Source organism: Lichenihabitans sp. Uapishka_5, assembly GCF_033947565.1.
Lineage (GTDB): Bacteria > Pseudomonadota > Alphaproteobacteria > Rhizobiales > Beijerinckiaceae > Lichenihabitans.
The window spans coordinates 1-23,033 of sequence record NZ_JARPVX010000062.1 but is presented as its reverse complement, the minus strand read 5'-3'; the positions used below and the strand labels follow the sequence as shown (position 1 = coordinate 23,033).

The following is a 23,033-nucleotide window of genomic DNA, read 5'->3' as shown; positions in this document are numbered from 1 at the left end:
CTGGAAGTTGAGCACCCGGGCGAACCAGTCGAAGATCGCCGGGGTGTCACGGCGAGTGATGCCCGCGGCGAGGCCGGAGGCGGCGAAGAAGCGCTGCAGCTCGGGCAGCAGTGCGCCTGGAGAGGTGACGCGGCACACGTCAACAAGGCGTCCAGCGACGAGGTCGAGGTTTTCGGTTCGCACGATGCTAATTTCGGGGTTCGCCTGCGGCCCCAGGGCCGATCGGCCAGCCTAATAGCGCAAGCGGCAAATACCCCGTCAAACCCGCTCTTTGGCCCGTTTGGCATCCATTTGTCGTTTTCAGCCCGCTCGAGTGCGGCCGCATCGGTCGAAAAACGCCCTGACTTGGTCGGTGTGGAGCGGAAAGGCCGTCGCGACTGGCTCGTGAACGAGCACCACCTCGGACACCTCTGTGTCGTGGCTGAACGGCCCCGCTTCGGCGATGGGCGGGTATTCGCAGAAGATCAGGTTCTGCTGCCGGTCGGGCGTAGTCACGACAGAGACGATACGCAGCGAAGCCGGGTCGATGCTGACACCGGTCTCCTCATGCACCTCGGCCGCCCCGGCCTCCTGCCACGTTTGCCCGAGCATCTGGTAACCGCCCGGGAGGGCCAATTCGCCTTGTCCCAAGCCTGGCAGCGCGCGCCGGACCATCAGCAAGCCGCCAGCGATCGGTACGAGGACCACCACGACCGTCGGGGTGTTGGCGTAAGCTGTCATTCAGCAGGCCTCCGGGCTTGAAGGGCGCGATTTCCGAGCCGTACCGCCCCACAATCCACAATCGGGCTCTGGCCTACTCGGGGTCGCGGCGTCCGATCGCGCGCACCGTACCGAGTGCGCCCCGACCGCGCACGTAGCCCCGCGACACGGAGCTGGAAAAGTCGGCGGCAAGCTGGGCGATGTCATGCAGCAAGGCTCGGATGGCTTCCCGCAGGTCGCCATCGAACTCAGCGATGACGGCGTCGACCTCGGCCTCGGTCGGTTGGTCCACATCGTCCATGCTCGCGCGCTCACTTAGAACATAGAGAGAACATAGCATATCAGGGATCGCGAGAAAGGTAGCTGGGCCCTTATTCCGGCGCCGATGCCCTGTCAGCTCGATGCGCACCTCCGATGGCATCAGCGATCTTGCCGCCGATCAGCTCGGCCGCCTGCCGTAACGGGTCGGCGTCGAGGTGGGCATAGCGTGCGGTCGTCTGCGGCTGGTTGTGCCCGAGCAGCTTGCCGACGATGGGCAGCCCCAAACTGGCACCAGCTCCGATGGAGGCGAAGGTGTGCCGCAAATCGTGAAGGCGCACGCCAGCCAACCCCGCATGCGCGCTCACCGCCTCCCAAGGCTTCTTGAGGTCGGCGCGCGGCTGATCAAGCGACTTGCCGGGCACGACGAACGGGCCCTGCTGCGGTAGGCCTGCCAGGATGCCGCGGGCTGTGCTGTTGAGGACGATGGTCTTGCGGCCCGTTTTCGAGTCGGGCAGCAGCAGCAACCCGCGCTCGAGGTCGACGTACTCCCAGCGTAGCTCCAGGATTTCGCGCAACCGCGCGCCCGTGAACATCAACAGGCGGATGGCGGCTGCAACCGGTTCCGACAGGAAGGTGACGCAGTTTTCAGCCTTCGGCAGGTGCTTTGACGCCGGCTTCTTGGGATCGAGCTGCCAGGGCAGACCCTGCGTTTCTCCGAGCTGCAGGGCCGTGCCGAGGCGCTCGAGCTCGTCCCGGCTCAGGTAGCGCTCGCGCCGGTCCTCGCGAAACTTCTCGATGCGCCGTGCCGGGTTGTAGTGCTCGGGCACAAGATCGCGCTTCTCCGCGAAGGAGTACAGGCTGCCGATCACGGCGAGGAGGCGGTTCGCCTGGTAGGGGCGGTCATTGAGGCTCGCGTGAAGACGACTGAGGTCGCCCCGCGTGACGTCGGTCAGCTTGCGCTTTCCCAGCGTCGGCAGCGCGTAAAGCCGAAGCAGCGACTCATAGTCGGCATGCGTGCCCGCCTTGCGCTTCAGCTGTACGTGCTCGGCCAAGAACAGCTCGGCGGCCGCGCCGAAGGTCTGCTCGGCTCGATCGCGGGTCAGCTCGGCTGCTGGGTCCTGGCCGAGGCTGACGGCGCCGAGCACCGCTTTGGCTTGTTCACGGGCCTGGTCGACGGTAAGTGGGCCGAAGCGCCCGATGGTGAAGAAGCGCTTCGGCCCACTGGGCCCCGCGTCACGCGTTCGGTACCGCAGCATGAAACTTTTGGTCCCGGTCGGTTCGATGCGAAGGCCGAAACCACGCAGTTCGCTATCCCACACGAAGCTCGGCTTCGGCCCGGCCTGCGCCTGATCCACGATTCGCTTCGTCAGCCTCACAGCGACCCCGCCCATCTGCCATCCCTTTCCAGTGACCATTCCGTGACCAGAGTAGCGGGAAGGTAGCAGATCAAGCCGGGCGTGTCAGGATGTCTAAATTACTGTTATTAAACACTGAAAGTGACTTACTTCGACGTTCCGGGACATGCCGGGAAATGAAGAAAAACGAACTCTTAATCAGCGGGTCCAAGGTTCGAGCCCTTGTGCGCCCACCATCGCAACTTGAGGCCGGCATGGTCTGGTCTTCTGCTGAGACACAGGCAGTCTAAATTCCCTAAGTCATTTCATCGTTCCCCGACGACAGCTTGGTGAGCCGGATTTGCTGACGAGGGCAGGTCCGCGCCCCTTCGCATCCGAGCGAAACACCGGACAGGCCGCATCAGCCGCCGAACGGTCGGGGGCTGATGCGGAGTCTCGATGGCGCTGTCTCAGACCGGTTTTTGTCTGGCGACGTCATTGACGCCATCGAGGTCGGGCGCCTGGCCGTAGCTCATCTGCTTCATCTGCTGGATGACGCGCGCCATCTCCTCGTCTGACAGGATCGGCGGTTCGCCGAGGGTTAGGGCCTGCACGTAAAGCCGCGAGATGGTTTCGACCTCGATGCCGAGCGCCAGCGCGGATGCGAGCGTCTTGCCGAGCGAGATCTGGCCGTGCTGCCCGAGCAGGCACGCGAGCCGGTCCTGGAGGGCCTCGATGGCATTGTCCGACAGGGCCTGGGTGCCGAAGGTCGCGTATTTGGCGCAGCGGATCGTGGTGCCGCCGGCGACGCCCGTCATGTAGTGGAAGCTCGGGATCGTCTTGTGGTGCACCGCGAGTGTCGTGGCATAGACCGAATGGCAATGCAGCACCACGTCGATGTCGGGCCGGCTGGCCAGGATGTCGCGATGGAAGCGCCATTCGGAGGACGGGCGCCGCTGCCCCGCATAGCTGCCGTCGAAGCTCATCTGCACGAGGTCGGCGGGTTGCATCTGGTCGTAGGGCAGTGACGTCGGGGTGATCAGGAATCCGGCCGGGTTGCGGATCGATATGTTGCCGGCCGTTCCCTGGTTGATGCCGCTCGCATTCATGCGGCGGCCGGTGTCCACCATCTCGCGCCGCGTGGCGTCGTCGTCATAGGCTTTCTCGGATCGGGTCATGGGGTTTTCCTCGCATGGGCCTGGTCGCGCCAGGTCTTGGCATAGGCCATCAGGCCGGGGTGGTCGAAGCGCGTCGGCGTTTCGAGCGCCAGGGGGACCGGGCCGCCACGCTGCTCGTGCGTGGCCAGCAGGGCCGCGCCCGCCACGGTGCCGAACTGGTCGTGGTTGACCAGGACGCGGCGGTCCGGTCGCAACGCCGCGATCAGGGCGCCATAAAGCGGATCGCGCACGAAGGAGCCGTCGAGCACCACCGTCGTGGTCCCGACAGTGTCGAGGCAGCAATCGGTGAGCAGCGCCGTATAAAGCACCGCGAGGGTGAAGCGGGCCGCGGCGTCGCCCGCGAGTTCGCCCGCCACCACGCCGTGGCGCGCCGTGCCCGGAAACAAGCAATCGTCGCCCGAGAAGCTCGGCAGCGCCATCGTGCCGGTGTCGATCAAGCGATGCATGAGCGCCGGCGAGGCCGGACCCGCGGCGTCGCCCGCGACCGCGCTGAATTCGCGGCCGCCCATCACCAGCATGCCCGGCAGCGGATGGCCGAACACATCCGCATTGCAGCAAAGCCCCGGCTGTTCGTGCTCGAAGTCGGGCCCGGGCTGGTCGCTGATGGGCACGATCCAGGTGCCGGTCGACACCACCGTCATGTCAGACAGCCCGGCAGCCTGATAGCGATACAGGTTGGCGGACGAATCATGGATGCCGTTCAGCACCCGGGTGGTGGCCGGCAGGCCGGTGGAGCGCACGAACGCGGGCTTCAGCGATCCGAGCGTGGCCCAGGCCGGGCGCAGGGGCGCCATCAGGCGATCCCAGCCGCGCGCGGCCACGAGCGCGGCCGGCCGGGCCTCAGCCGAACACCACAGGTGGGACTGGGCCGCAAGGCTGGTGACCTCGCTCGCCAACACGCCCGACAGGCGCCACGCCCAATATTGCGGGTGGGCCAGGAACGCCCGGGCGCCCGCGAAGACCTCGGGCCAGTCGCGTTCGAGCCAGAGCATCTGCCGCGCCAGATGGGCGGTGCCGATCATGATGGCGCTGCCGCGCTCGCGGAACGCGCCGGCGATCCGACGGTATTCGGCGTCAACCGCCGGCGGCGGGGCCTGCTCGTAATCGATCATCGGCATCAGCGGGCCGTCGTCGCCGACCAGCACGCCGCCCGACCCGTGTCCGGTCGTCACGATGGCATCGATGGGGTGCCGATGCGCCAGCGCCGCGAGGTTGTCGATCAGCCAGGCTTCCAGCCGTCCAAGGTCATGGTGGCGGTAGGGTGGCCCCGGCTGCACGGGGTTTGCCGCCGAGACCGTCTCCAGGATGAAGCCGTCGGGCGCCACCGCCATCAGCTTGACGTTGGTTTTGCCGACGTCGAAGACAGCGATGGTGTTCATTCGAGGTTGGTGTGGTTCTGGCGCATCGTCTCGGACGAGACGTCGAGTGCGGCCTTCAGCTTCAGCACCATCACCTCGAAGAGTACGAAGAGCGCGCCCTCGAACACCGAGCCCATCGGCAGCAGCGAAGCGTCCGGCCCCTGGTCGTCCGCCATGGTCTGCGCGGGGAGAACCAGCACGGAATTGGCCATGCGGGGCACGCGGCCGTCCGGCTGGGCCGTGATGACCAGCACCGTCGCCCCGGCCGCCTTGGCCACGCCGACGAGCGCCATGGCGGTCGAAATCTCGCCCGGCCCGCAAACCACGAGGAACAGGTCGCCGCCCCCGATCGCCGGCGTCGTCATGTCGCCCACCACCGACACGTCCTGGCCGAGGTGGAACAATCGCATCGCGAAGCCGCGGATCTGCAAGCCCTCGCGGCCACCGCCGAACACCACGACGCGCCTGGCCGAGGCGATGGCCGCCACGGCGTCATCCACGGCCGGGTCGTCGAGCTTGTCGAGGACGTGGCCCAGCTCGTCGAGCGCCTGGCGGTAAAGGGTCAGCATGGGCTTCCTTGGGTCATGCGGGGTGGTGGTGTCTGGCCGCACGGGCCGGTTCGACGACCGCAGCCGCTCATCGGGGCCGCCCGAACGCGCCGAGATAAGGGCGGATCGTCTGCACCGTCATCACGGCGATCAACACCAGGCCCCAGATGGCGGCCGTCAGGTAGGGGCTGACGCCGAACTGGTTGAAGCCCGAGGAGATGACTTGAAGGATCGCCAGGGCGATCATCAGGCCCGACACCTTGCCGAAGCCACCGAACGGGTCGACGCCGCCGAGCACCGCCGCCAGGATGGTGACGAGCAGGTAGGATTGCGCGTAATCGGCACTCGCCGAGTTGAAGATCGCCAGCGACACCAGCGCGGCCACGAAGCACATCAGGCTCGACAGCGTGTAGACGCCGACCAGCACCCGGCGCGTGTCGATGGCCGAATAGCGGGTCGCCTCGATGTTCGAGCCGATCATGGCGCAGCTGATGCCGAAGGGCGTCCGCCGCAGCACGAGGCCCATCAGGAGTCCGCACGCGATCAGCACCAGGAAGCCGACCGGCACGCCGCCGAGCGCCGCGTTGCCGACGCGGGCGAAGGCTTCGGGCAGCCCCGATTGCGCCTGGCCACGCGTCAGGAAGATGCTGATGCCGTCGATGAGCGACTTGGTGCCGAGCGTCACCAGGATCGGGTGGACGCCCGTATAGGCCACGAGCGCGCCCGTCAGCAGGCCGATGACGAGGCAGAGCGCGATGCCGGCCAGCATGGCCAGGAGGATGACGCCCACCACGGTGAGCCCGCCGGGATCGGCCGGCAGCAGCGTGCGCATCACGAACACCATGAGGAGCGCGCATTGGTTGGTGGTGGCGATGATCGCGAGATTGAGCCCGCCCGTGATCAGCGGCATCAGCATGGCGAGCGACAACAGCCCGAGCAGTGGCAGTTGCTGCATGAAGCTTTGCAGCGTGCCGGTGCTGGCGAAGCCTGGCACCGCGACCGAGAAGCCCGCGACCAGCAGGAGCAGCAGACCCAGGAGGCCGGGAGAGCCGCCCGGTACGCCGGTCTGCAGGCGTACCATCAGCCCGGTCAGGCTCGCATCCGTGGTGGGGGTGCCGATGTCAGCCACGGGCAGGCTCCTGGCGAGGGGCGCCGCCGATCGGCGTTCCGAGCGGCTCGTCGAGATTGCGATGGCGGCGGCGCTTGCGGGCGCTCAACACCGTGATGGCGGTCGAGACCAGGATGGTGAGGCCGATGACGATCTGGAAGAAGTAGGACGACACGCCGAGCAGGTTCAGCCCGTTCTGCAGCATGGCCAGCAACACGATGCCGAGCAGGACGCCCGGCACGCTGCCGATGCCGCCCGACAGGCTCGCCCCGCCCAGCACGGCCGCGGACAACACCGAAAGCTCGGTATTGTACAGGGCGTTGGGCACGCTTTCGCCGACCCGGTGGGCCTGCAGCAGGCCGCCGACGGCCGCCATGAAGCCGAGGAACCCATAGGCGACGAACTGCAGCAGGCCGATGTTGGCGCCGATGCGCCGCGCGGCCTCCGGGTTGCCGCCCATGGCGTAGAGCTGCCGCCCGATCGGGGTCCGGGTCATGAACAGCCAGGTGCCGAGCGCCGCCACACCCATCATGACGATCGGCAGCGTGATGCGGGTGAGGTCGCCGTTCGGGCTTTCGGTCTGCCAGAACACGACGCGCCCGGTCCACCAGTCGGGCAGATCGTAGAGCGACTTGCCGCCGGAAAAATACATCAACAGCGAGAAGGTGACGCTCATCGTGGCGATCGTGGCGATGATGGAGGTGATGCGGACGAAATGGATCAGCGCCGCATTCACGCAGCCGAGGGCGGTGCCGATCACAAGGCCCGCCCCGATCGCCAGCGGACCCGGCAGGCCGGCCCGGGTCGCGAGCAGAACGGCCACATATTGCGCCACCGAGGCGGTGGCCGCGAACGAGATGTCGATGCCGCCCGACACCAGCACGACGAACAAGCCCATCGCCATGATGGCCTGCACCGCATAGGTTTCGAGCAGGTCGACGATGTTGCCGAGCGTCAGGAAGCCCGGCGCCGCAGCCCCGAGGATGGCGCCCACCCCGAGGATCACGGCGAGCAGCCAGACTTCGGGCCGGCGCTGCAGGCGGCGGAGCATTCCTTCACGCATAGATGCGCGCCTCCAACTGGTGTTCGCTGAGCGCCCCGGGCACGACCTCCTCGAGGATGCGGCCGCCGCGCATGTGCAGGACGCGGTCGCAGGTGGCGAACACCTCGCTCACCTCGTCCGAGATCACGATGATGCCGACGCCTGCCTGGGCGAGTTCGGCCACCACGTCGTAGATGCCCTTCTTGTTCTTGATGTCGACGCCGACCGTCGGGCTGTCGAGGATCAGCACCTTGGGCCGTGCCGCGAGCCACTTAGCCAGCACCACGCGCTGCTGGTTGCCGCCCGACAAGGTGCCCACCGGCTTGTCGAGCCCGCCGATCTTGATGGCGAGGCGCTTGACCCATTCGGCCGCGAGCGCCTTGCGGCGGGCCCCCGGGATGAGCCCGAGCCGACCGCGCAGATGTCCGAGTTCGGCCAGGATGATGTTGTCGGCGATCGATTGCTTCAGGATGACGCCGAGGCCGAGCCGGTCTTCCGACACATAGGCGATGCCGGCATCGACGGCGTCGCGGTTTGAGCGGAGCTGGAGGGGCTTGCCTTCGAGCGCGATGGTGCCCCGCTCGGGCCGCGCCATGCCGAACAGCGACAAGGCGAGTTCCGTGCGCCCGGCGCCGAGAAGGCCGGTGAGGCCCAGCACTTCGCCGCGCCGCAATGTGAAGCTCACGTCGGCATATTCGCCATCGCGGCCGAGATGCTCGACTTCGAGGAGCGGCGCCGCCGCCGACATGTCGCGCGCCACCACCCCGTGCTCGATGTCGAGGCCGGTCATCAGGTGGGCGATGCGGCGCTGGTCGACCTCCGCCACCGGCCAGGTGCCCACAACCCGGCCGTCGCGCATCACCGTGACCCGCTCGGCGATCTCCACCACCTCGTCGAGGCGGTGCGACACGAACACGACCGCGATGCCGTCTGCCTTCAGGCGCGCCACGATGGCCAGCAGGCGGTTGACCTCGGCCCGTGTGAGGGACGCGGTGGGCTCGTCCATGAAGATCAGCTTGGCTTCCGCCGCGAGGCCGCGACAGATGGCAACGATCTGGCGTTCGGACACCGACAGGTCGGCGACGGTCGCATCGGGGTCGAGAGCGAAATCGAGCCGCCGCAACGTCGCCTCGGCGAGGGCCCGCATGCGGGCGTGGGACACCGGCCGCCGGGGATGCTCGAGGTGGCCCTCCACCGCGATGTTCTCGGCCACCGTCAGGTTGGGAAACAACGACAGGTCCTGGAAGATGACCTGGATGCCGAGCGCCCGGGCCCGGCCCGGCGTGAGGGGCAGCACGGGCTGCCCGTCTATGGCGATCGTCCCAGTGGTGGGCGGGTGGACGCCCGCGACGGTCTTGATCAGGGTCGACTTGCCGCAGCCGTTCTCGCCCACGAGGCAATGCACCTCGCCGGGGCGCACGTCCCAGTCGATGCCCTGAAGGGCCAGCACGCCGCCGAAGCGCTTGGTGATGCCGGCAAGGCGGAGGAACGGCACGGGGTCCGTCATGACAAGGCATCCAATGCCAAAGGAGGTCACTGTGTCCCGCGGGACGGGAACGGCGACCCGGCGGGGCCGGGTCGCGCAAGGCCGGCGTCGCCTCCCGCCGAGGTGCGGGCGACGACGCGGCGACGGGATTACAGGCCCAGGTCGGCCAGCCGCTTGATGTTGGCCTTGTCGAGCGACTCGAGCTTTTGCACCTGGATCAGCCGCTTGTCGGGGAAGACCTTGACGGGCCCGACCTCTACCATCTCCATGCCGTCCGTCGGCACCTTGCCGGCCGCCAGCAGGCTCGCGAGCTGCACGAAGACCTGGCCGGCCACGAGCGGGTTCCAGATGTAGCCGCCCCGGATGGTGCCGTTCATCACATATTTCTGGCCCTGGCCGGGCGAGAAGCCGCCGACGAGCGCGATCGACTTGGCCTTGCCGCGATCGTCCAGCACCTTGGCGGCCCCGATCGGCCCCTGCGACCCGAAGGTCAGGATGCCCTTGAGGTCGGGATGGGCGCGCAACTGGTCCTGCGTGGTCTTGATCGACTCGTCGAGGCTTTCGGCGACGCCGAAGCGGTCGCCCAGCATCTCGAGCTTGGGGTATTTCTGCTTGCCGTAGGCGATGGCGGCATCGGCCCAGGCGTTGTGCAGCGGCACCGTGAGGGAGCCGACGTAGACGATGTACTTGCCTTCGCCACCCATCTCCCTGGCCAGCAGGTCCATGTGCTGCTGCCCGTAGGCCTCGATCGTGGTCATCTCGAAGTCCCAGTCGTTGCTTTTCTGGTCGGGACCTTCGTGGGTGATGACCTTGATGCCGGCCGCCTTGGCGCGACCGAGCACCGGCTCGAGCGCGGCGGAATCGTTCGGCACGACGCCGATCACGTCGACCTTGCGGGCAATCAGATCCTCGATGGCGCGCACCTGCTGGGCGGCGTCGGCCTGGGTGGGGCCGACCATCCAGGCGTTTACCTTGTCGACCGGCGCTTCCTTCTTGATGCCCATCTCCATGGCGTTGAACCACGGGATGCCGCCGATCTTCACCACGATGCCGACCTGCGGCTCCTTGGCCTGGGCGAAGGCGGGCGGCACGCCGAGCGTTCCCGCCGCGAAGCCGGCGCCCACCGTTCCCAGAAGCTTACGTCGTGTCAGTGTCATGGTGGTCCTCCCGTTGTTTGTTTCTTGTTCAGGCGGCTGCCGTTCTCGGCCCGCTTCGTCGCCGCGGCGTGGAGCCACGGATCTCCACCGCGCAGGTCATGCGCAAAAGGCTCGGTGCGCCTTTCTGGCCCTCGATGCGGCGCATCAGCTGCCTCCACGCCGCTTCCGCCATGTCCTCCATCGGCTGGCGCACCGCCGTGATCGGAGGCGTCACCAGGCGCATCCATTCGGCTTCGTCGAAGCTGGCGAACCCCATGTCGCGCGGCAGCGCCACGCCGAGGTCTGCCAAGAGCTGGTAGGCCACAAGCGTCGTGACGTGATCGAGGGTGAACAGCGCTTCAGGCGGCGGGCCATCCAGCAACCGCGCGCGCAGGTGCTGCCGGATGATCGCCGGATCGAGCCCGGATTCGATCAGCTGGATCGCCATCGGCCCCGCGGCGGCCTTTGCGCCCTCCCAGCGCTCGCGCACGTTGCTGATGCGCAGCGTGCTGCCCGCCACCAGGCAGGAGCGGTGCCCCTGGGCCGCCAAGTGGGCCGCGACCGCCCCCGCGGCGGCGGCATTGTCGACGGCAACCAGATCGAAGCGCGGATCGTCGGGGATGCGGTCCGCCACGACGACCGGTGGATAGGCGCCCGGCGGCAGCCGCGCCGCGACAGCGCCGTCGCAAGGGATGACGATGAGACCCGCCGGACGCCAGGAGCGGATCGACCTCAGGCGGTCGGCCTCCTGGTCGGCGGCATTGTCGCAGCTGACCACGAGCAGGTCGAAGCCGTCCTGACGGGCGGCCCGCTCGAGCGTCGACACGAAGGCGCTGAACACCGGATTGGTGAGATCCGGCACCACGACGCCAGCCAGCGAGTGCTTGCCCGAGCGTAGCCGCGACGCGGCGCCGTCGGCCACGTAGCCCAGCTCCTCCACGGCCCGACGCACGCGATCCGCAAAGACCGGCGACACCGAGGCCTTGTTGTTGAGGACGTTCGACACGGTCGCCGGCGAAACACCCGCGCGATCGGCGACCAGTTTGATGGAAACAGGCGGCGTGTCAGGCAAGGCAGACCCCGTTCGGGTAGTCCGAACCGCTCATAAATCGATTTATAGGACGCTAGACTTCTCCCAGTTCTGTGTCAATCATGGGTCAGGCAGGTATTGCGGCCGAACGTTGCTTTGGCAATGCAACATTGTTGTTCGCAAGTGCAGCATGGATGGAAGGAAACGACGATGAACAAGCTGGGCGTACACGCCTTCGTGTGGACAGCGGGCTGGAGCCACGACGATTGCGCGCATGCGATCGCCAAGACGGCCGAGGTCGGCTTCGACCTGATCGAGGCCTCGACGCTCGACCTCGACGCGATGGATGTCCCGTTCACGCAGAAGCAGCTCGAGAAGGCCGGGATCGGCGTCACCTTCTCGTTCGGGCTCGACGCCGAAACCGATATTTCGTCGAACGACCGCGATAACGAGATGCGGGGCGAGGCGCGGCTGATGAAGGCGCTCGCCCTCGCACGCGACCTCGGGGCGACGCATATCTGCGGCATCCTCGAATCGGCCTTCCAGAAATATACGGTGCCGACCACGGCCGAGGGCGTGAAGCGGGCGGTCGCCGTGCTGCAGCGCGTCGGCGAAGCGGCGGCGCGCAGCAACGTGATCGTCGGGCTCGAGGTGGTGAACCGCTACGAGTCCAATGTGCTCAACACGGCGAGCCAGGCCGTCGACATGTGCCAGCGCATCGGCTCCACGCATGTGAAGGCCCACCTCGACGTCTACCACATGAACATCGAGGAATCGGATATCGGGCAGGCCATCATCGAGACCGGCGACCACCTCGGATATTTCCACACCGGCGATTCGCATCGCGGCTATCTGGGCTCAGGCTCGATCGATCTCGCGGGCGTCTTCCGGGCGCTGGTGAAAGCCAATTACCAGGGGCCGATCACCTTCGAGTCCTTTTCGTCCCGCGTGGTCGGTCAGCCGCTGGAAGGCATCCTGGGTATCTGGCGCAACCTGTGGGAGGACAGCCACGATCTTGCGAGCCATGCCCTAATGTACACCCGGGCCCAGCTGAAAGCCGCCCACGAGGCCCAGAAACAGGCGGAGCGCAGCCGGCTGCCGTGATGCCGCTGGCCTCGCGGGCAGGGCGCCTCATCTTCACGGTGCCCCTTCGCGGAGGCCGGCGGCTTCTCGCTGGCGGCCTCGTCGCCCCGTAAAGCCGGCGGTCGATCCCCGACCCCGGAACCAGACAACCGGAGACACCGATGTTTGCCGAAAAACTGAGGCTTGACGGCCGCGTGGCCGTGGTGACGGGCGGCGGCCAGGGGATCGGTCTGTCCTGCGCCGAGGCGCTGGCCGAAAACGGCGCCACGGTGGTGATCGCCGATATTGACCCCGGCGTGGCCGAGACCGGCCGGGACGCGCTCAAGGCCAAAGGCTACGCGGTCGGTGTGCAGCCGGTGGATGTCGCGAAATCCGGCGAAGTCGATCGGTTGGCCGAGGCCGTGCTGCGCCAGCACGGCCGGGTCGATGTTCTGGTCGCCAATGCCGGCATCGCCCGGTCCGGCACCGCGGCCGAGGAGGTCACCGACGAACACTGGCTCGCGGTGAACGACATCAACTATCACGGCGTGTTCTGGTCGAACCGCGCCTTTGCGCGCCCGATGCTGAAGGCCGGTCGGGGCTCGATCGTCAACATCGGCTCCATGTCGGGCATCATCAGCAACCGCCCCCAGAAGCAGGCCTATTACAACGCTTCCAAGGCCGCCGTGCATCAGTTGACGCGATCGCTGGCCGCCGAGTGGGCCGACCGTGGCGTGCGCGTCAATGCGGTGGCGCCCACCTATATCGAGACGCCGCTCACAAAATTCGGCATGCAGGACAAGACGATGTTCGAAGCCTGGATCCGCGATACGCCGATGGGCCGCCTCGGCCAGCCCGAGGAGATCGCCTCGGTGGTGCATTTCCTCGCCTCGGATGCCGCGAGCCTGATGACGGGCTCGATCGTCGTGGTCGACGGCGGCTTCACCTGCTGGTGAGCGCCACCGCCTTGCCGGCCACCGGCCATCGGACACGTGGGCTGTTTCACCGTGACTGAAGCCCAGGCCGTCATCCTGTCCCGCATGGCCGCTGGCGCCACGCTGACGCAATCATGCCTCGGCGATCGGTTGTGGTCGCTGCGCGACGATCCCTGGACGGTGTTCGACGACCTGTCTCCGCGCCAGTTGCTTGCCGCAGGCCTGATCGCACTGCAGCGCCCGGGTAGCCTCGAGGCCGATCGGGCCGATGCCTACGGGCTCACGCCGCTGGGACACGCCGCCCTGCAGAACTGGCGCGCGCGATCCGTCTGACCGCCGATCCGCTCGCGGCCTCCGGGGCGTCTTCAGCGCGCCGCGATATTGCAGTCGATGCACACGATGGAAGTATCGCCCAGCGATCGGCCCTGCCGGGTCTCGCGAAACCCCGGCGACAAGGCTTCGACCCTGAAGACGATGTTGTCCTGGTCCAATTCGTCGATCTCGGACGCGAGGGCGGTGCCGGCGCGACCGCATCGCGGGCACCGCAGGGGCAGCGAATAGGTGATGCGCCTGGGGGCGTTTTCAACCGGCTGCGCCCCGTCCTCCGGACCGCCGCACTGCGATCGCCCGATTCCGAAACGAGACAGCCAGGCACGCCGAAGATCCGCGTGACGAAAGGAATGCGGGCATTCTCGCGCTTGACGGAGGCGCTGAAGACCAACAGCCCGGCCGCATGCTTCTGCCTGTTGAATTTCCTCGTTCGACGCAATGCCATCGAGCATGGATGCGAGCCTTGTAAAACGTCTTCGAAGTAAAAGGTCGAGTATAGAGCTTTAAACCACGCCTCTGTAGCAAAATCGGATTAGCGAAACGCTAAGACCGCCGGAATAATCCGCCTCGTTCCGCCTGATCGTCACCCGACCCCGGTGGGCCCGTCGAGCACACGCCGGACGCGGCGGATCAGGTCAAGCTGGCGATAAGGCTTGTGCAGCACCTCGAACTCGGAGCCGCCCGCATCGGTTCGCTCGAGGGAGGCTTCGGCATAGCCGGTGGTCAACAGCACCCGCAGCCGCGGGCGCTGTTCGCGAGCCGCCCGCGCCAGCATCACGCCGTTCATGCTGCCCGGCATGATGAGGTCGGAAAACAGCAGGTCGATCGCACCGCCCTCGGCCATGATGGTCAGCGCCTCGGCGGGGCTGTGGGCGATCTCGACGTGGTAGCCGTAGTCTTCCAGGATGTCGCACGCCACCTGGGCCACCTCCGGCCGGTCGTCGACCACCAGGATGCTTTCGGTGCCGCCGCGGTCCGAGGCGCGCGGGCTCGGCGGCCGGTCAGTTTGCGCCACCTCCAGCTCCGTTGCCGGAAACAACATGCGGACCGAGGTGCCGTGTCCGACCTCCGAATGGATCGCGACGGAGCCGCCCGACTGCGTGGCGAAGCCATACACCATCGCCAGACCGAGACCCGTGCCCTGGCCCTCGCCCTTGGTTGTGAAGAAGGGCTCCATGACGCGGGCCAGGATGTCGGGCGTCATGCCGGTGCCCGTGTCGGTGACGATCAACGCCACATAGGAGCCGGGCTGCAGGCTGCTCGACAGCGCCATGGCCTCGCTTTCGACGGACACGTTCTCGGTGCGGATCATCACCGTCCCGTCTTCCGACATCGCGTCGCGGGCATTGATGAGGACGTTCAGCAGCGCGACTTCGGCCTGGGTCGGGTCGACGCGGCAGTTCCACAGGTCGGGCGCGAGCTGCAGCTGTTTCAGCACCGAAGCGCCCAGCGCCCGCTCGATCAGGGCGTCCATGTTGCTGATCATGGTGTTGAGGTTGATGGGCCGACCTTCGAGTCGTTGCTTGCGCGCGAAGGCGAGCAGCTGCTGGGTCAGCTTCGTGGCGCGGTCCGAGGCGAGGCGGATCGTTTCGGCCGAGCGCTTCAAGCGCGTGATGTTGGGCTCCGGCCGCTCGAGCTGGGCCAGGATGGTGTCCGTATAGCCCGAAATCACCTGGAGCAGATTGTTGAAGTCATGCGCGATGCCGCCTGTGAGCTGGCCGAGGCTCTCCATCTTCTGCGCCTGGTAGAGCGCCACCTCGGCGTCGCGGCGGCGCGACACGTCGAGCTGCGAGCCGAAGAAATACACCGTCTCTCCTTGCCGGTTGCGCACCGGGCTGATGAACAGCGCATTCCAGAAGGTCGAGCCATCCTTGCGGTAGTTCAGGATCTCGGTCGCGAATTCGCGATCGGCCGCGATGGCCAGCCGGATCTCCGACACGGTGTCGCGGTCGGTTTCGGGGCCCTGGAGGAAGCGGCAGTTGGTGCCGACCAGTTCTTCCGACGTATAGCCCGTCATCTGCGAAAAGGCGTTGTTGACGAAGCGATCGGATTGTCGGGCTGATGGGGGTCGGTGATGATCATCGGCATGCGCGTCGTCTCGACGGCCGCGAAGAACATGTCGGAATGCGTGTCGGTCAGCTCGGCTTGGCCGCGGCCCGTCACGGGCGGCGACGGGCGCATGGTCGACGGCTTTTCCGGTGAGATCGTCATGCGCACTGGCCTCCGATGGTCGCGGCCCCCGGAGGCGACCTCGCAGCCGTCAAGGAAAGGGAACAGCGATCAACCTTTGTTCGTCGTTTCCATGGGTCACATCCGGGCCGAGGGCACAAGTGTGCCGGCTGCGACGCGCCGCCGCCCCTGAAATGTTGGATCAAAACAAGGGGCAACGCGTTCGCGCGCGTACGACCTGGCCGACGCGCCTTCTGAGCCTTGGAGTTCTCGGGCGCGAATATCCCGTTCGACGATGCGACCGACGGCCGCCATCCTGGCATCGGCCAGGTGCGGTCGCGGTCGACGACACAGGCGCAGGCTCCTCAGCGCGTCAGCGCCTCGATGGCGGCCGGGACGTCGGCGGCTCGCTTCACCACCAGCAGCTCGCCCCGTGCCAGGCTGGCGCCGCCCGCCAGCGCTACGGCGCGTTTGGGGCAAAGGCCCAGACATTTGGTTTCGACGAGCTTGCCGGGGCGCCGGTCTGCTGTGGCCTGATCGGACAAGGCTGCCTTCACGGCCTTGCGGATGGCCTGCCCTTCGCCGGCCTTGCGGACGCATTTCCCGCAGATCAACACCGCGAGCGGGCGCTTGGGTCGGGCGACGATGACGCCTGGGATCGTGTTCATGCACCCTTGTAGCCGATCTCGCGGCCGGATGCGGCGCGGCATCGGCACCACAGGGACGCCACGATCCGCCGCAGGCCTGCGGTTCGACTGGCCGCGATCGTCCTGAGGGCGTACGAAACGCCGCCGGCCGCGCCTGAGCGTGCGCCGGCCGGATCGAACAAGGGGGCAGGGATGCGGTCGAGCATAATGCGAATCACGGGTGTGGTGGCGATTCTGGCGCTGAGCGGATCGGTGCCCGCTTGGGCACAGGCCGCCGACCCGAGCCTGACCTGCCGATTGTTCCCGCTCGCCTGCCCGGGACCCGTGCCGGCCCCGCCGCCGCCGCTGCTCGGCACGCCGGAGGAGCAGGCCGCGGTTGCGCCCCCACCGATCGAGCCCCATGCCAAGCACAAGCGTCGGGCGCCGCACCGCCGCGCCGCGGCCGCGCCGGCGCAATAAACCGAACCTGACGAGGAACGGCCCGTCGCTCCAAGCGAGCGGCGTGCCCTGGCGATGCGGGCGGAAGCCGGCTATGCAGCCCGTCGTCGCTCACGAAGTCCGGATGCATGCGCCGAATCATCAAGCCGTTCACCGTCGAGTTGCGCAGCGGCAAGCGCAAGACGTCCACGCCGCTCAGCCTGCCGTCGGAGCAACCTGCGGTGGACTGGCCCGAGGCGCTGCTGGCCGAGTTCCGGGCCGATCCCGAACTTCCAAAGCCTTCCGGCCGCGTGTTGCCGGCCCTCGACGAGGCGCCGGAACCCTTGCCGCCGCGGTCCGGCGAGGGCGAGGCCGACGCAGCAGAAGCCGCAGCCGAGCCCCGTTGGGCAGCCTCCGTCACCGAGCCGGCCCCTGCGGCCTCGATCGTCTTCGAGGACGAGACGCCGGTGCCGGCCGCGCTGCCGCTCGAGGCCGCGGTGGTGGTTGCCGCATCCGACTCCGCCCCGATCCGTGGCGCCCGGCTGTCGCGCGAAGCCTTCGCGCGCGGCGAGCGCTGGAAGGCGCGACTGCCGGCGGCCGTGCACAGGACGCGCCTCGGCTTCAGAACCAAGCGCGGCGGCAGCGTCTAGCCGCGTCGCGGCCCCGTTTCCGCCGCGCGACCGGCCACATCGGGGCACGATCCGACCATGCTGCCGGGCTAGCCTCGGCGCACGGCACCCGCGTGATCCGGCGCGGCCCGATCGGAGACACCGCATCGTGAAGACCGTTCTCCTTGGGGCGAGCCTCGCCCTGGCGCTTTTGTCGCAAGCTGCCCTCGCCCAGCAGTCGCCTCCGCCCGCACCGCCCTCAGCGCCACCGCAGGACCAGGCCCATCCGGCGCCGCCACCCGGGCCCCAGGCGGGGCACGAGGCTGACGACGACGGGCCGGACCGCGGCGACATGGGACGCAGCGACCGGTGGCATCACCGCCGCCCGCCACCGCCGCCCACCAAGGCGGCACGGTTCCGGGTGGATGCCGGCGACGTGGCGCTCGGGATGACCTGCCCGGAAGACGAGCCGCTGAAGAATTGCCAGGACTTTGCCCTGCAGCTGCTCGACAAGGCCGGCAGCATCGCCAACCGGCGCTAAACGCCGTCCAGGCCAAGCGGACACCGCTTGGCCTGATGACGCGACGGATCGGAAGCCTGGAGCCCGAGGCTGTCCCGTTCGGCCGGACCGGGACAGCGCTTAGTGGGTGGGTGCGCCGCCGGCCAACTTGCCCAGGCGTCGCAGCCGCAGCTCCTCGAGATCGAACTCCTGCTCGATCACGCTGAGTACGCTTTCGTGGATATGACCCTCGCGGTGCAGCCGGTTCAGCTCGGTGCGGCCTGCCGCCGTGGCGGCCAGCGCAGCGGAAAAATGCGCCTGCCGCCGTTCGGTGCTGGCCAGCGGGTCGTCGCGCAGCCGCGTCGTGGCCTCCGTCCTCAGGCGATATTCCTCGATCAGCCTTGGATGCAGCGGCTCGCCCGCTTCGCTCAGGGTTTCCACGAAAGCGAGCGTCGCCTGGTTGACCCGCACCCGGGCCGCGGCCTCGTTCATCTGGGTGCCTTCGGGATCCGCGAAGCCGTCGATGCCGAGCCATCGAATCAGCGGCCCAAAGGTGCTGCCCTGCACCAGCACGGTGAACAAGATCACCGCGAAAGCGGCCAGCAGCAGCTGGTCGCGGCCCGGAAAGGCGTCCGGCAGGGCGAGCGCCACCGCCAGCGTGACGACCCCCCGCATGCCGGCCCAGCCGACCATCAGCGAAGGCAGCAGCGACGATGGGGTCCGGTCGCGCCGAAACCGCTTCAACACGGCGCGCATGGATTCGGCGAAGCCGAACACCCACAACAAGCGCGACACCACCACGACCGCGATGCTGACCAGCATCAAAGGCACCGCTGTGGCCAGCAACGCGGCCGTTTGGCGCTCGAGCACGCCGCGCAGGGCCAGCCCGATCAGCACGAACACCAGCGCCTCGAGCCCATAAACCACGATGCCCCAGACGGCATCGGCCCGCAGCCGGACACGCGCCTCGAGGGCCGTGTGCTGCAGCAGGCCGAACAGGATGCCGGCCGCCACCACGGCCAGCACCCCGGAGGCGCCGAGCCGCTCCGCCCCGATGTAGATGGCCCATGAAAAGATCAGGCTGAGCGCCACCGCGAGGTCGGCGTCGTGAACGCGCCGCAGCAGTTGCACGATCATGAAGCCGCCCGCGAGCCCGATCGCGATGCCGCCGCCGGCCAGCCAGGCGAACTGGCCGAGCGCCTCCGGGGCGCTGAAGCTGCCGGTCATCGCGGCCGCGACCGAGAAGCGGTAGAGCACGAGGCCGGAAGCGTCGTTGACGAGGCTCTCGCCTTCCAGGATGGTCACCAACCGCCTGGGCAGTTTCAGGCGCTGCAGCACGGCCTTGGCCGCCACCGCATCGGGCGGCGACACGATGGCGCCGAGCGTGAAGCAGGCCGCGAGCGGCAGCCCGGGCACCACCAGATGCGCCGCAATCCCGACGCAGGCCGTTGTGAAGGCCACCGCGCCGATGGCCAGCGCCAGCACCGGCACCATCTCGGCCCGCAGATCCCGCCACACGGTGAAATAGGCCGATTCCATCAACAACGGCGGCAGAAACAGCACCAGGATCAGGTCGGGGTCGAGGTGGAAGTCCGGGAGGCCCGGCACCAGGGCCAGCGCCATGCCGCCAACCACCAGCGCGGCGGCCGGCGGCAAGCCCGTGCGGCTCGCCAGCGCCGACAATGCCAAAGCGGCGGCCAGCAGGGCCAGCACCAGTTCAAACAGCCCGACGGGCGTCATGCAGCGGTTCCTACGGCGGTCCCCTCGTCCGGTCGCGGGGTTTCTTCGATCCGGGGTGTGCTTAGGCCATCCCGGCTGGGGGCGCCATGCCGGAGCGCGTCAGGTGTCGGCCTGCCGCCGCAGAATGCGGGCCTGCAGGTCACGCAGGAACGGAATGTCGCGGAACTGGTCCGGCAGCACCGCGTCCCACACGACGCCGGCCGGTTGCCGATGGGTGGTGTGGGTTGCGATCGCTTCCGCCTCGGTGACGACCCAATGCACCGCCGAATCATGCGGCAGAATGGGAATGCGGTCGTCGCTCACCACCATGGAGGAATGCACCGTGGTGACGATGGGCGTGTCCGGCCCGATCAGGCCGAGGTCGCGGAACAAGCCGAGCTCCAGGTCCGCGAAGCCGCCGCCCTTGCCGGTGCGGGCGCCACTGCGGGTGACGGCGACGCTGCCACAGACCGCGAGGTCGAGCGGTTCGATCGCCTCGAAGCCGCAGGGCTCGCCATGCTGGAGCCCGCCTTGGGAGGTCGCGGCCAGTTCGAACGACACGCCGGCCTGTTCGAGTTTGACGGGATCGAGCCGCGTCCAGGGGGCGCCGCCGTCCTCGAACTGCGGCACCGGCATGTAGACGACCTTGCCGGCGTAAAGCGCCCGCAGCCGCACGGGGATCTGGGGCGGGTCGGGGTTGCATTTGACGATCCGGGCTGCCGCCCAGACCGGCAGGTCCGACAGGTGCTTGGCGGCCGCGTCGGCGCCGACCCAGTTGGGAATGCGGCTCCATACGGGGCCGACCGCGAGGCCGTCCCGTTCGAGCCGGGACCAGACTTCGGCCCGCAAGGCGTCTTTGTCGTGGTTGCGCCCGGCCCAGCGGGCCTGCGGTTTGGTGTCGGTCATCGGGGTCGGTCCTGTCTGCGCGGTCGGGTCGGCGCCCCGTATCCATGCAAGCGGGATGCCGCCAGCGCCTGCGAATCCGGTTGACCCTGGGTGGCAAAAGCCAGCATGGCTCCGCCCATGAACGATCTTCGCCAAGCCGGTCTCGCACCGACGCGGGCCGCGCGGCCGCCGGGGGGCGGCGCCACGCAGGCGGCCGCCAGTCTCGGCTTCGCGCTGGTGCAGCTCGACGTCACGGTGGTGAACGTGGCGCTGCCGCGCCTCGGGGTCGACCTCAGCGCCGGCATCGCGGGGCTGCAATGGATCGTCGACGGCTACGCCCTGGTGCTGGCCGTGACCTTGCTGATCGGCGGCTTCCTGGGCGACCGGTTCGGCGCGCGCCGCATGTATCTGCTCGGCCTCGCGGTCTTTGCCCTCGGGTCGGCGCTTTGCGGCGCCGCGCCCAGCACGGTGGCGCTGGTGGCCGCGCGGACCATCCAGGGCATCGGCGCAGCCATCATGCTGCCCTGCTCGCTGTCGCTGATCAACCACGCCACACAACACGATCCGCCGCTGCGGCTGCGCGCCGTCGGCCTGTGGACCGCCTGCGGCAGCATCGGCCTCGCGGCGGGGCCGCTGGTGGGCGGCCTGTTGCTGGCGGCCGGGTCGTGGCGGCTGATCTTCCTGGTCAACCTGCCGGTCTGCCTCGTGGCGGCGCTGTTCGGGCTGCGGGCGCCCGAAACGCCGCGTGAACAGGAGGGGCAGGGCTTCGACCCGCTGGGACAGGTGCTGGCGATCCTTGCTCTCGGGGGGCTGACCGGCGCCGTGATCGAGATGCACCCGCTCGGCCCCGGCCATCCGGCGGTGCTTGGCCTCCTGGCGCTGGCCTTCGTGGCGGGGCCGCTCTTCGTCGCGGTGGAGCGGCGCTCGGCGGCACCGTTGCTGCCCCTGGGGCTGTTCACCTCGCGCGTCTTCTCGACCGCGGTGGTCTATGGGGCCGTGGCCAACGTGACGCTTTACGGCATGATGTTCGTGTTGAGCCTTTACCTGCAGCGGGTGCGCGGCTTCGACGGGCCGGTGCTCGGCCTCGCCTACCTGCCGTTGACCGCCACCTTCGTGGCCGTCAACCTCGTCAACGCCCGCATGGTGCGGCTGTTCGGGTCGCGCGCCTGCATGGTGGGCGGCTTTCTGATGGATGCCCTCGGCTTCGCGCTGTTGCTGCCGCTCGGCCCCGACAGCCCTTATTGGATGGCGTTGCCGGCCTTCGTGCTGATCCCGGCCGGCATGGGAACCGGCATCCCGGCGATGATCGGCGCCATGCTGGGCAGCGTCGAGCGGGCGCGCTCGGGGGTGGCGGCCGCCGTCACCAATGCGGCCCGGCAGGCCGGCGGCGCCATGGGGGTGGCGGTGTTCGGCACCCTGGCGGGTCCCGACCTGGTCGGCGGCCTGCATGCGGCGGCCGCGACCTCGGTGGTGCTGCTCGTCGCCACCGCCGGCGCCGTGTGGGCCTTTCTGCCCCGCCGGGCCGGGGTCCGCTGAACCGTGCCGCCCGCGGCGTGAGTTCGGCTCAGATATTGGTCCAGCCGCCGTCGATGCTGATGGCCGTGCCGGTGATCAGCGACGCCTCGTCGCTGGCCAGGAACACCACGAGGTTGGCCACCTCGTCGGGCGTGCCGAGCCGGCCCATCGGCTGACGCGCCAGGAAGCTCGCACGGGCGGCATCGTAGTCGCCGCCCTGGCGCATGCGGTCCTGCAGCGACGGGCTCTCGATCGTGCCGGGGCAGATCGCGTTGGCCCGAATTCCGCGCGTGACGTAATCGGCCGCCACCGCCTTGGTCATGCCGATCACGGCCGCCTTGGTGGCGCCATAGACAAACCGGTTCGGCGCCGCGATGACGCTCGAGGCGACGCTCGCCATGTTGACGATCGAGCCGGCGCCCCGTTCCAGCATGCCGGGCAGCAGGGCCCGCATCATCCGGTACATGGCCCGCACGTTGAGGTCGACCGAGAACGAGAAGGCCTCCTCGTCGCACTCGAGGATCGTGCCGGCGTGGACGAAGCCGGCGCAGTTGAACAAGGCGTCGGGCGCCGGATGGCGTGCCGCAAAGGCCGTGATGGCGGCCGGATCGAGCACGTCGAGAGCCTCCGTCTCGATGCCGTCGGCCTTGGCGCTCGCGGCGAGCTTGCCGGCGTCGAGATCGGTGGCGATGACGCGGGCCCCTTCGCGGGCGCAGCTGAGTGCCGCCGCGAGGCCGATCCCCTGGCCGGCCGCCGTGATCACGATCGTCTTCCCCGCCAACCTGCCGGTCATGCTGCCACCTCCCTGGTCAAGCGCCTGCCGCAAGCCGAGGGCGACGCCTTGCGGCGTGGTTTATCGCGCGCCGACCGATGCAGCAATCGACGCTGTCCCGGCCGCCGGCACGGCGAGCCGAGCCAAAAAGCATCTGGCTGCCGCCTCAACCGCTGTTGCGACGGTCACCGCGGTCCGCCGCCCGGCCCGCCGCCTCCGCCGCCGGGGCCGCCCCCGCCGCCCCGGGCCAACAACACCTATCCCCCCAACAAGTGGATCGACAGCGAGTTCAATC

Annotated in this window: 24 protein-coding genes and 1 pseudogene; 7 read left to right on the top strand and 18 right to left on the bottom strand. The window is 68.4% G+C overall.

What is annotated here, in order from left to right:
- The 12 genes from P7D22_RS17190 to P7D22_RS17135 all read right to left on the bottom strand — a co-directional run.
- The coding region (locus P7D22_RS17190; RefSeq protein WP_319935481.1) for a hypothetical protein at window positions 1-183 on the bottom strand (183 nt) is incomplete at its 3' end.
- Between the two features lie 117 nt (window positions 184-300).
- Window positions 301-720 (bottom strand): NUDIX domain-containing protein, encoded by a 420-nt coding sequence (locus P7D22_RS17185; protein WP_319935480.1) that lies wholly within the window; start codon window positions 718-720, stop codon window positions 301-303.
- Between the two features lie 73 nt (window positions 721-793).
- Window positions 794-1,000, bottom strand: a complete 207-nt coding sequence (locus P7D22_RS17180) for a hypothetical protein (RefSeq protein WP_319935479.1) — start codon at window positions 998-1,000, stop codon at window positions 794-796.
- Between the two features lie 70 nt (window positions 1,001-1,070).
- A complete protein-coding gene (locus tag P7D22_RS17175) occupies window positions 1,071-2,351 on the bottom strand; it encodes a site-specific integrase (protein ID WP_319935478.1) in 1,281 nt (426 codons plus the stop codon).
- A 413-nt stretch (window positions 2,352-2,764) separates the two neighbouring features.
- On the bottom strand, window positions 2,765-3,472 hold the full coding sequence (locus P7D22_RS17170; RefSeq protein WP_319935477.1) for a class II aldolase/adducin family protein: 708 nt from the start codon (window positions 3,470-3,472) through the stop codon (window positions 2,765-2,767).
- Entirely contained in the window at window positions 3,469-4,851 is a 1,383-nt protein-coding gene (locus P7D22_RS17165) for an FGGY-family carbohydrate kinase (protein WP_319935476.1), read from the bottom strand. Before P7D22_RS17165 ends, P7D22_RS17170 begins: the two co-directional genes overlap by 4 nt.
- Entirely contained in the window at window positions 4,848-5,399 is a 552-nt protein-coding gene (gene hxlB, locus P7D22_RS17160) for a 6-phospho-3-hexuloisomerase (RefSeq protein ID WP_319935475.1), read from the bottom strand. Before hxlB ends, P7D22_RS17165 begins: the two co-directional genes overlap by 4 nt.
- A 67-nt stretch (window positions 5,400-5,466) precedes the next feature.
- The gene (locus P7D22_RS17155) at window positions 5,467-6,507 is read right to left on the bottom strand and encodes an ABC transporter permease (protein WP_319935474.1); all 1,041 of its coding nucleotides are present in this window, start codon (window positions 6,505-6,507) and stop codon (window positions 5,467-5,469) included.
- Window positions 6,500-7,549, bottom strand: a complete 1,050-nt coding sequence (locus P7D22_RS17150; RefSeq protein WP_319935473.1) for an ABC transporter permease — start codon at window positions 7,547-7,549, stop codon at window positions 6,500-6,502. Before P7D22_RS17150 ends, P7D22_RS17155 begins: the two co-directional genes overlap by 8 nt.
- Window positions 7,542-9,035 carry a sugar ABC transporter ATP-binding protein gene (locus P7D22_RS17145; RefSeq protein ID WP_319935472.1) on the bottom strand — a complete coding sequence of 498 codons (1,494 nt, stop codon included), beginning with the start codon at window positions 9,033-9,035 and terminating at the stop codon, window positions 7,542-7,544. The genes P7D22_RS17150 and P7D22_RS17145 overlap by 8 nt, the downstream gene beginning before the upstream one ends.
- A gap of 128 nt (window positions 9,036-9,163) precedes the next feature.
- Window positions 9,164-10,171, bottom strand: a complete 1,008-nt coding sequence (locus tag P7D22_RS17140) for a substrate-binding domain-containing protein (RefSeq protein WP_319935471.1) — start codon at window positions 10,169-10,171, stop codon at window positions 9,164-9,166.
- Between the two features lie 28 nt (window positions 10,172-10,199).
- The gene (locus P7D22_RS17135; RefSeq protein WP_319935470.1) at window positions 10,200-11,222 is read right to left on the bottom strand and encodes a LacI family DNA-binding transcriptional regulator; all 1,023 of its coding nucleotides are present in this window, start codon (window positions 11,220-11,222) and stop codon (window positions 10,200-10,202) included.
- A 168-nt stretch (window positions 11,223-11,390) separates the two neighbouring features.
- On the opposite strand from P7D22_RS17135, the gene P7D22_RS17130 reads away from it, so the two are divergent.
- The 3 genes from P7D22_RS17130 (at window position 11,391) to P7D22_RS17120 (ending at window position 13,510) form a co-directional block, all read left to right on the top strand.
- A complete protein-coding gene (locus P7D22_RS17130; protein WP_319935469.1) occupies window positions 11,391-12,284 on the top strand; it encodes a sugar phosphate isomerase/epimerase family protein in 894 nt (297 codons plus the stop codon).
- A gap of 140 nt (window positions 12,285-12,424) precedes the next feature.
- Window positions 12,425-13,198, top strand: coding sequence for an SDR family NAD(P)-dependent oxidoreductase (locus P7D22_RS17125; RefSeq protein WP_319935468.1), 774 nt, complete (start codon window positions 12,425-12,427; stop codon window positions 13,196-13,198).
- Between the two features lie 51 nt (window positions 13,199-13,249).
- Window positions 13,250-13,510, top strand: a complete 261-nt coding sequence (locus P7D22_RS17120) for a hypothetical protein (RefSeq protein WP_319935467.1) — start codon at window positions 13,250-13,252, stop codon at window positions 13,508-13,510.
- Window positions 13,511-13,542: 32 nt separating this feature from the next.
- Here the strand turns inward: P7D22_RS17120 and P7D22_RS17115 are convergent, their stop codons facing one another.
- The 3 genes and pseudogenes from P7D22_RS17115 to P7D22_RS17105 all read right to left on the bottom strand — a co-directional run bounded on the left by P7D22_RS17115 (window position 13,543) and on the right by P7D22_RS17105 (window position 16,344).
- The gene (locus P7D22_RS17115) at window positions 13,543-13,959 is read right to left on the bottom strand and encodes a hypothetical protein (RefSeq protein WP_319935466.1); all 417 of its coding nucleotides are present in this window, start codon (window positions 13,957-13,959) and stop codon (window positions 13,543-13,545) included.
- A 131-nt stretch (window positions 13,960-14,090) separates the two neighbouring features.
- A pseudogene (locus tag P7D22_RS17110) lies at window positions 14,091-15,718 on the bottom strand (histidine kinase famiy protein).
- Between the two features lie 323 nt (window positions 15,719-16,041).
- Window positions 16,042-16,344 (bottom strand): (2Fe-2S) ferredoxin domain-containing protein, encoded by a 303-nt coding sequence (locus P7D22_RS17105; RefSeq protein WP_319935465.1) that lies wholly within the window; start codon window positions 16,342-16,344, stop codon window positions 16,042-16,044.
- Window positions 16,345-16,530: 186 nt separating this feature from the next.
- Here P7D22_RS17105 and P7D22_RS17100 point away from each other — a divergent pair, with 186 nt between their 5' ends.
- The 3 genes from P7D22_RS17100 (at window position 16,531) to P7D22_RS17090 (ending at window position 17,889) form a co-directional block, all read left to right on the top strand.
- Window positions 16,531-16,782, top strand: a complete 252-nt coding sequence (locus tag P7D22_RS17100; protein WP_319935464.1) for a hypothetical protein — start codon at window positions 16,531-16,533, stop codon at window positions 16,780-16,782.
- 107 nt (window positions 16,783-16,889) lie between these two features.
- Window positions 16,890-17,390 (top strand): hypothetical protein, encoded by a 501-nt coding sequence (locus P7D22_RS17095; protein WP_319935463.1) that lies wholly within the window; start codon window positions 16,890-16,892, stop codon window positions 17,388-17,390.
- 127 nt (window positions 17,391-17,517) lie between these two features.
- Entirely contained in the window at window positions 17,518-17,889 is a 372-nt protein-coding gene (locus P7D22_RS17090) for a hypothetical protein (protein ID WP_319935462.1), read from the top strand.
- Between the two features lie 99 nt (window positions 17,890-17,988).
- On the opposite strand, the gene P7D22_RS17085 is transcribed toward P7D22_RS17090, so the two are convergent.
- Both P7D22_RS17085 and P7D22_RS17080 read right to left on the bottom strand, forming a co-directional pair.
- Window positions 17,989-19,587, bottom strand: a complete 1,599-nt coding sequence (locus P7D22_RS17085; protein ID WP_319935461.1) for a Na+/H+ antiporter — start codon at window positions 19,585-19,587, stop codon at window positions 17,989-17,991.
- A 99-nt stretch (window positions 19,588-19,686) separates the two neighbouring features.
- Window positions 19,687-20,472: a 5-formyltetrahydrofolate cyclo-ligase gene (locus P7D22_RS17080; protein WP_319935460.1), complete on the bottom strand. Its 786-nt coding sequence runs from the start codon at window positions 20,470-20,472 to the stop codon at window positions 19,687-19,689.
- 117 nt (window positions 20,473-20,589) lie between these two features.
- Here P7D22_RS17080 and P7D22_RS17075 point away from each other — a divergent pair, with 117 nt between their 5' ends.
- A complete protein-coding gene (locus P7D22_RS17075; RefSeq protein ID WP_319935459.1) occupies window positions 20,590-21,987 on the top strand; it encodes an MFS transporter in 1,398 nt (465 codons plus the stop codon).
- Between the two features lie 28 nt (window positions 21,988-22,015).
- On the opposite strand, the gene P7D22_RS17070 is transcribed toward P7D22_RS17075, so the two are convergent.
- Entirely contained in the window at window positions 22,016-22,759 is a 744-nt protein-coding gene (locus P7D22_RS17070; RefSeq protein ID WP_319935458.1) for an SDR family oxidoreductase, read from the bottom strand.
- Window positions 22,760-23,033 lie beyond the last annotated feature (274 nt).

Bases quoted from the DNA above. Each gene is read 5' to 3' on its own strand.
- P7D22_RS17185 (WP_319935480.1), bottom strand. From the start codon at position 720: ATGACAGCTTACGCCAACACCCCGACGGTCGTGGTGGTCCTCGTACCG.
- P7D22_RS17180 (WP_319935479.1), bottom strand. From the start codon at position 1,000: ATGGACGATGTGGACCAACCGACCGAGGCCGAGGTCGACGCCGTCATC.
- P7D22_RS17175 (WP_319935478.1), bottom strand. From the start codon at position 2,351: ATGGGCGGGGTCGCTGTGAGGCTGACGAAGCGAATCGTGGATCAGGCG.
- P7D22_RS17170 (WP_319935477.1), bottom strand. From the start codon at position 3,472: ATGACCCGATCCGAGAAAGCCTATGACGACGACGCCACGCGGCGCGAG.
- P7D22_RS17165 (WP_319935476.1), bottom strand. From the start codon at position 4,851: ATGAACACCATCGCTGTCTTCGACGTCGGCAAAACCAACGTCAAGCTG.
- hxlB (WP_319935475.1), bottom strand. From the start codon at position 5,399: ATGCTGACCCTTTACCGCCAGGCGCTCGACGAGCTGGGCCACGTCCTC.
- P7D22_RS17150 (WP_319935473.1), bottom strand. From the start codon at position 7,549: ATGCGTGAAGGAATGCTCCGCCGCCTGCAGCGCCGGCCCGAAGTCTGG.
- P7D22_RS17145 (WP_319935472.1), bottom strand. From the start codon at position 9,035: ATGACGGACCCCGTGCCGTTCCTCCGCCTTGCCGGCATCACCAAGCGC.
- P7D22_RS17140 (WP_319935471.1), bottom strand. From the start codon at position 10,171: ATGACACTGACACGACGTAAGCTTCTGGGAACGGTGGGCGCCGGCTTC.
- P7D22_RS17130 (WP_319935469.1), top strand. From the start codon at position 11,391: ATGAACAAGCTGGGCGTACACGCCTTCGTGTGGACAGCGGGCTGGAGC.
- P7D22_RS17125 (WP_319935468.1), top strand. From the start codon at position 12,425: ATGTTTGCCGAAAAACTGAGGCTTGACGGCCGCGTGGCCGTGGTGACG.
- P7D22_RS17115 (WP_319935466.1), bottom strand. From the start codon at position 13,959: ATGCTCGATGGCATTGCGTCGAACGAGGAAATTCAACAGGCAGAAGCA.
- P7D22_RS17105 (WP_319935465.1), bottom strand. From the start codon at position 16,344: ATGAACACGATCCCAGGCGTCATCGTCGCCCGACCCAAGCGCCCGCTC.
- P7D22_RS17100 (WP_319935464.1), top strand. From the start codon at position 16,531: ATGCGAATCACGGGTGTGGTGGCGATTCTGGCGCTGAGCGGATCGGTG.
- P7D22_RS17095 (WP_319935463.1), top strand. From the start codon at position 16,890: ATGCGCCGAATCATCAAGCCGTTCACCGTCGAGTTGCGCAGCGGCAAG.
- P7D22_RS17085 (WP_319935461.1), bottom strand. From the start codon at position 19,587: ATGACGCCCGTCGGGCTGTTTGAACTGGTGCTGGCCCTGCTGGCCGCC.
- P7D22_RS17080 (WP_319935460.1), bottom strand. From the start codon at position 20,472: ATGACCGACACCAAACCGCAGGCCCGCTGGGCCGGGCGCAACCACGAC.
- P7D22_RS17075 (WP_319935459.1), top strand. From the start codon at position 20,590: ATGAACGATCTTCGCCAAGCCGGTCTCGCACCGACGCGGGCCGCGCGG.
- P7D22_RS17070 (WP_319935458.1), bottom strand. From the start codon at position 22,759: ATGACCGGCAGGTTGGCGGGGAAGACGATCGTGATCACGGCGGCCGGC.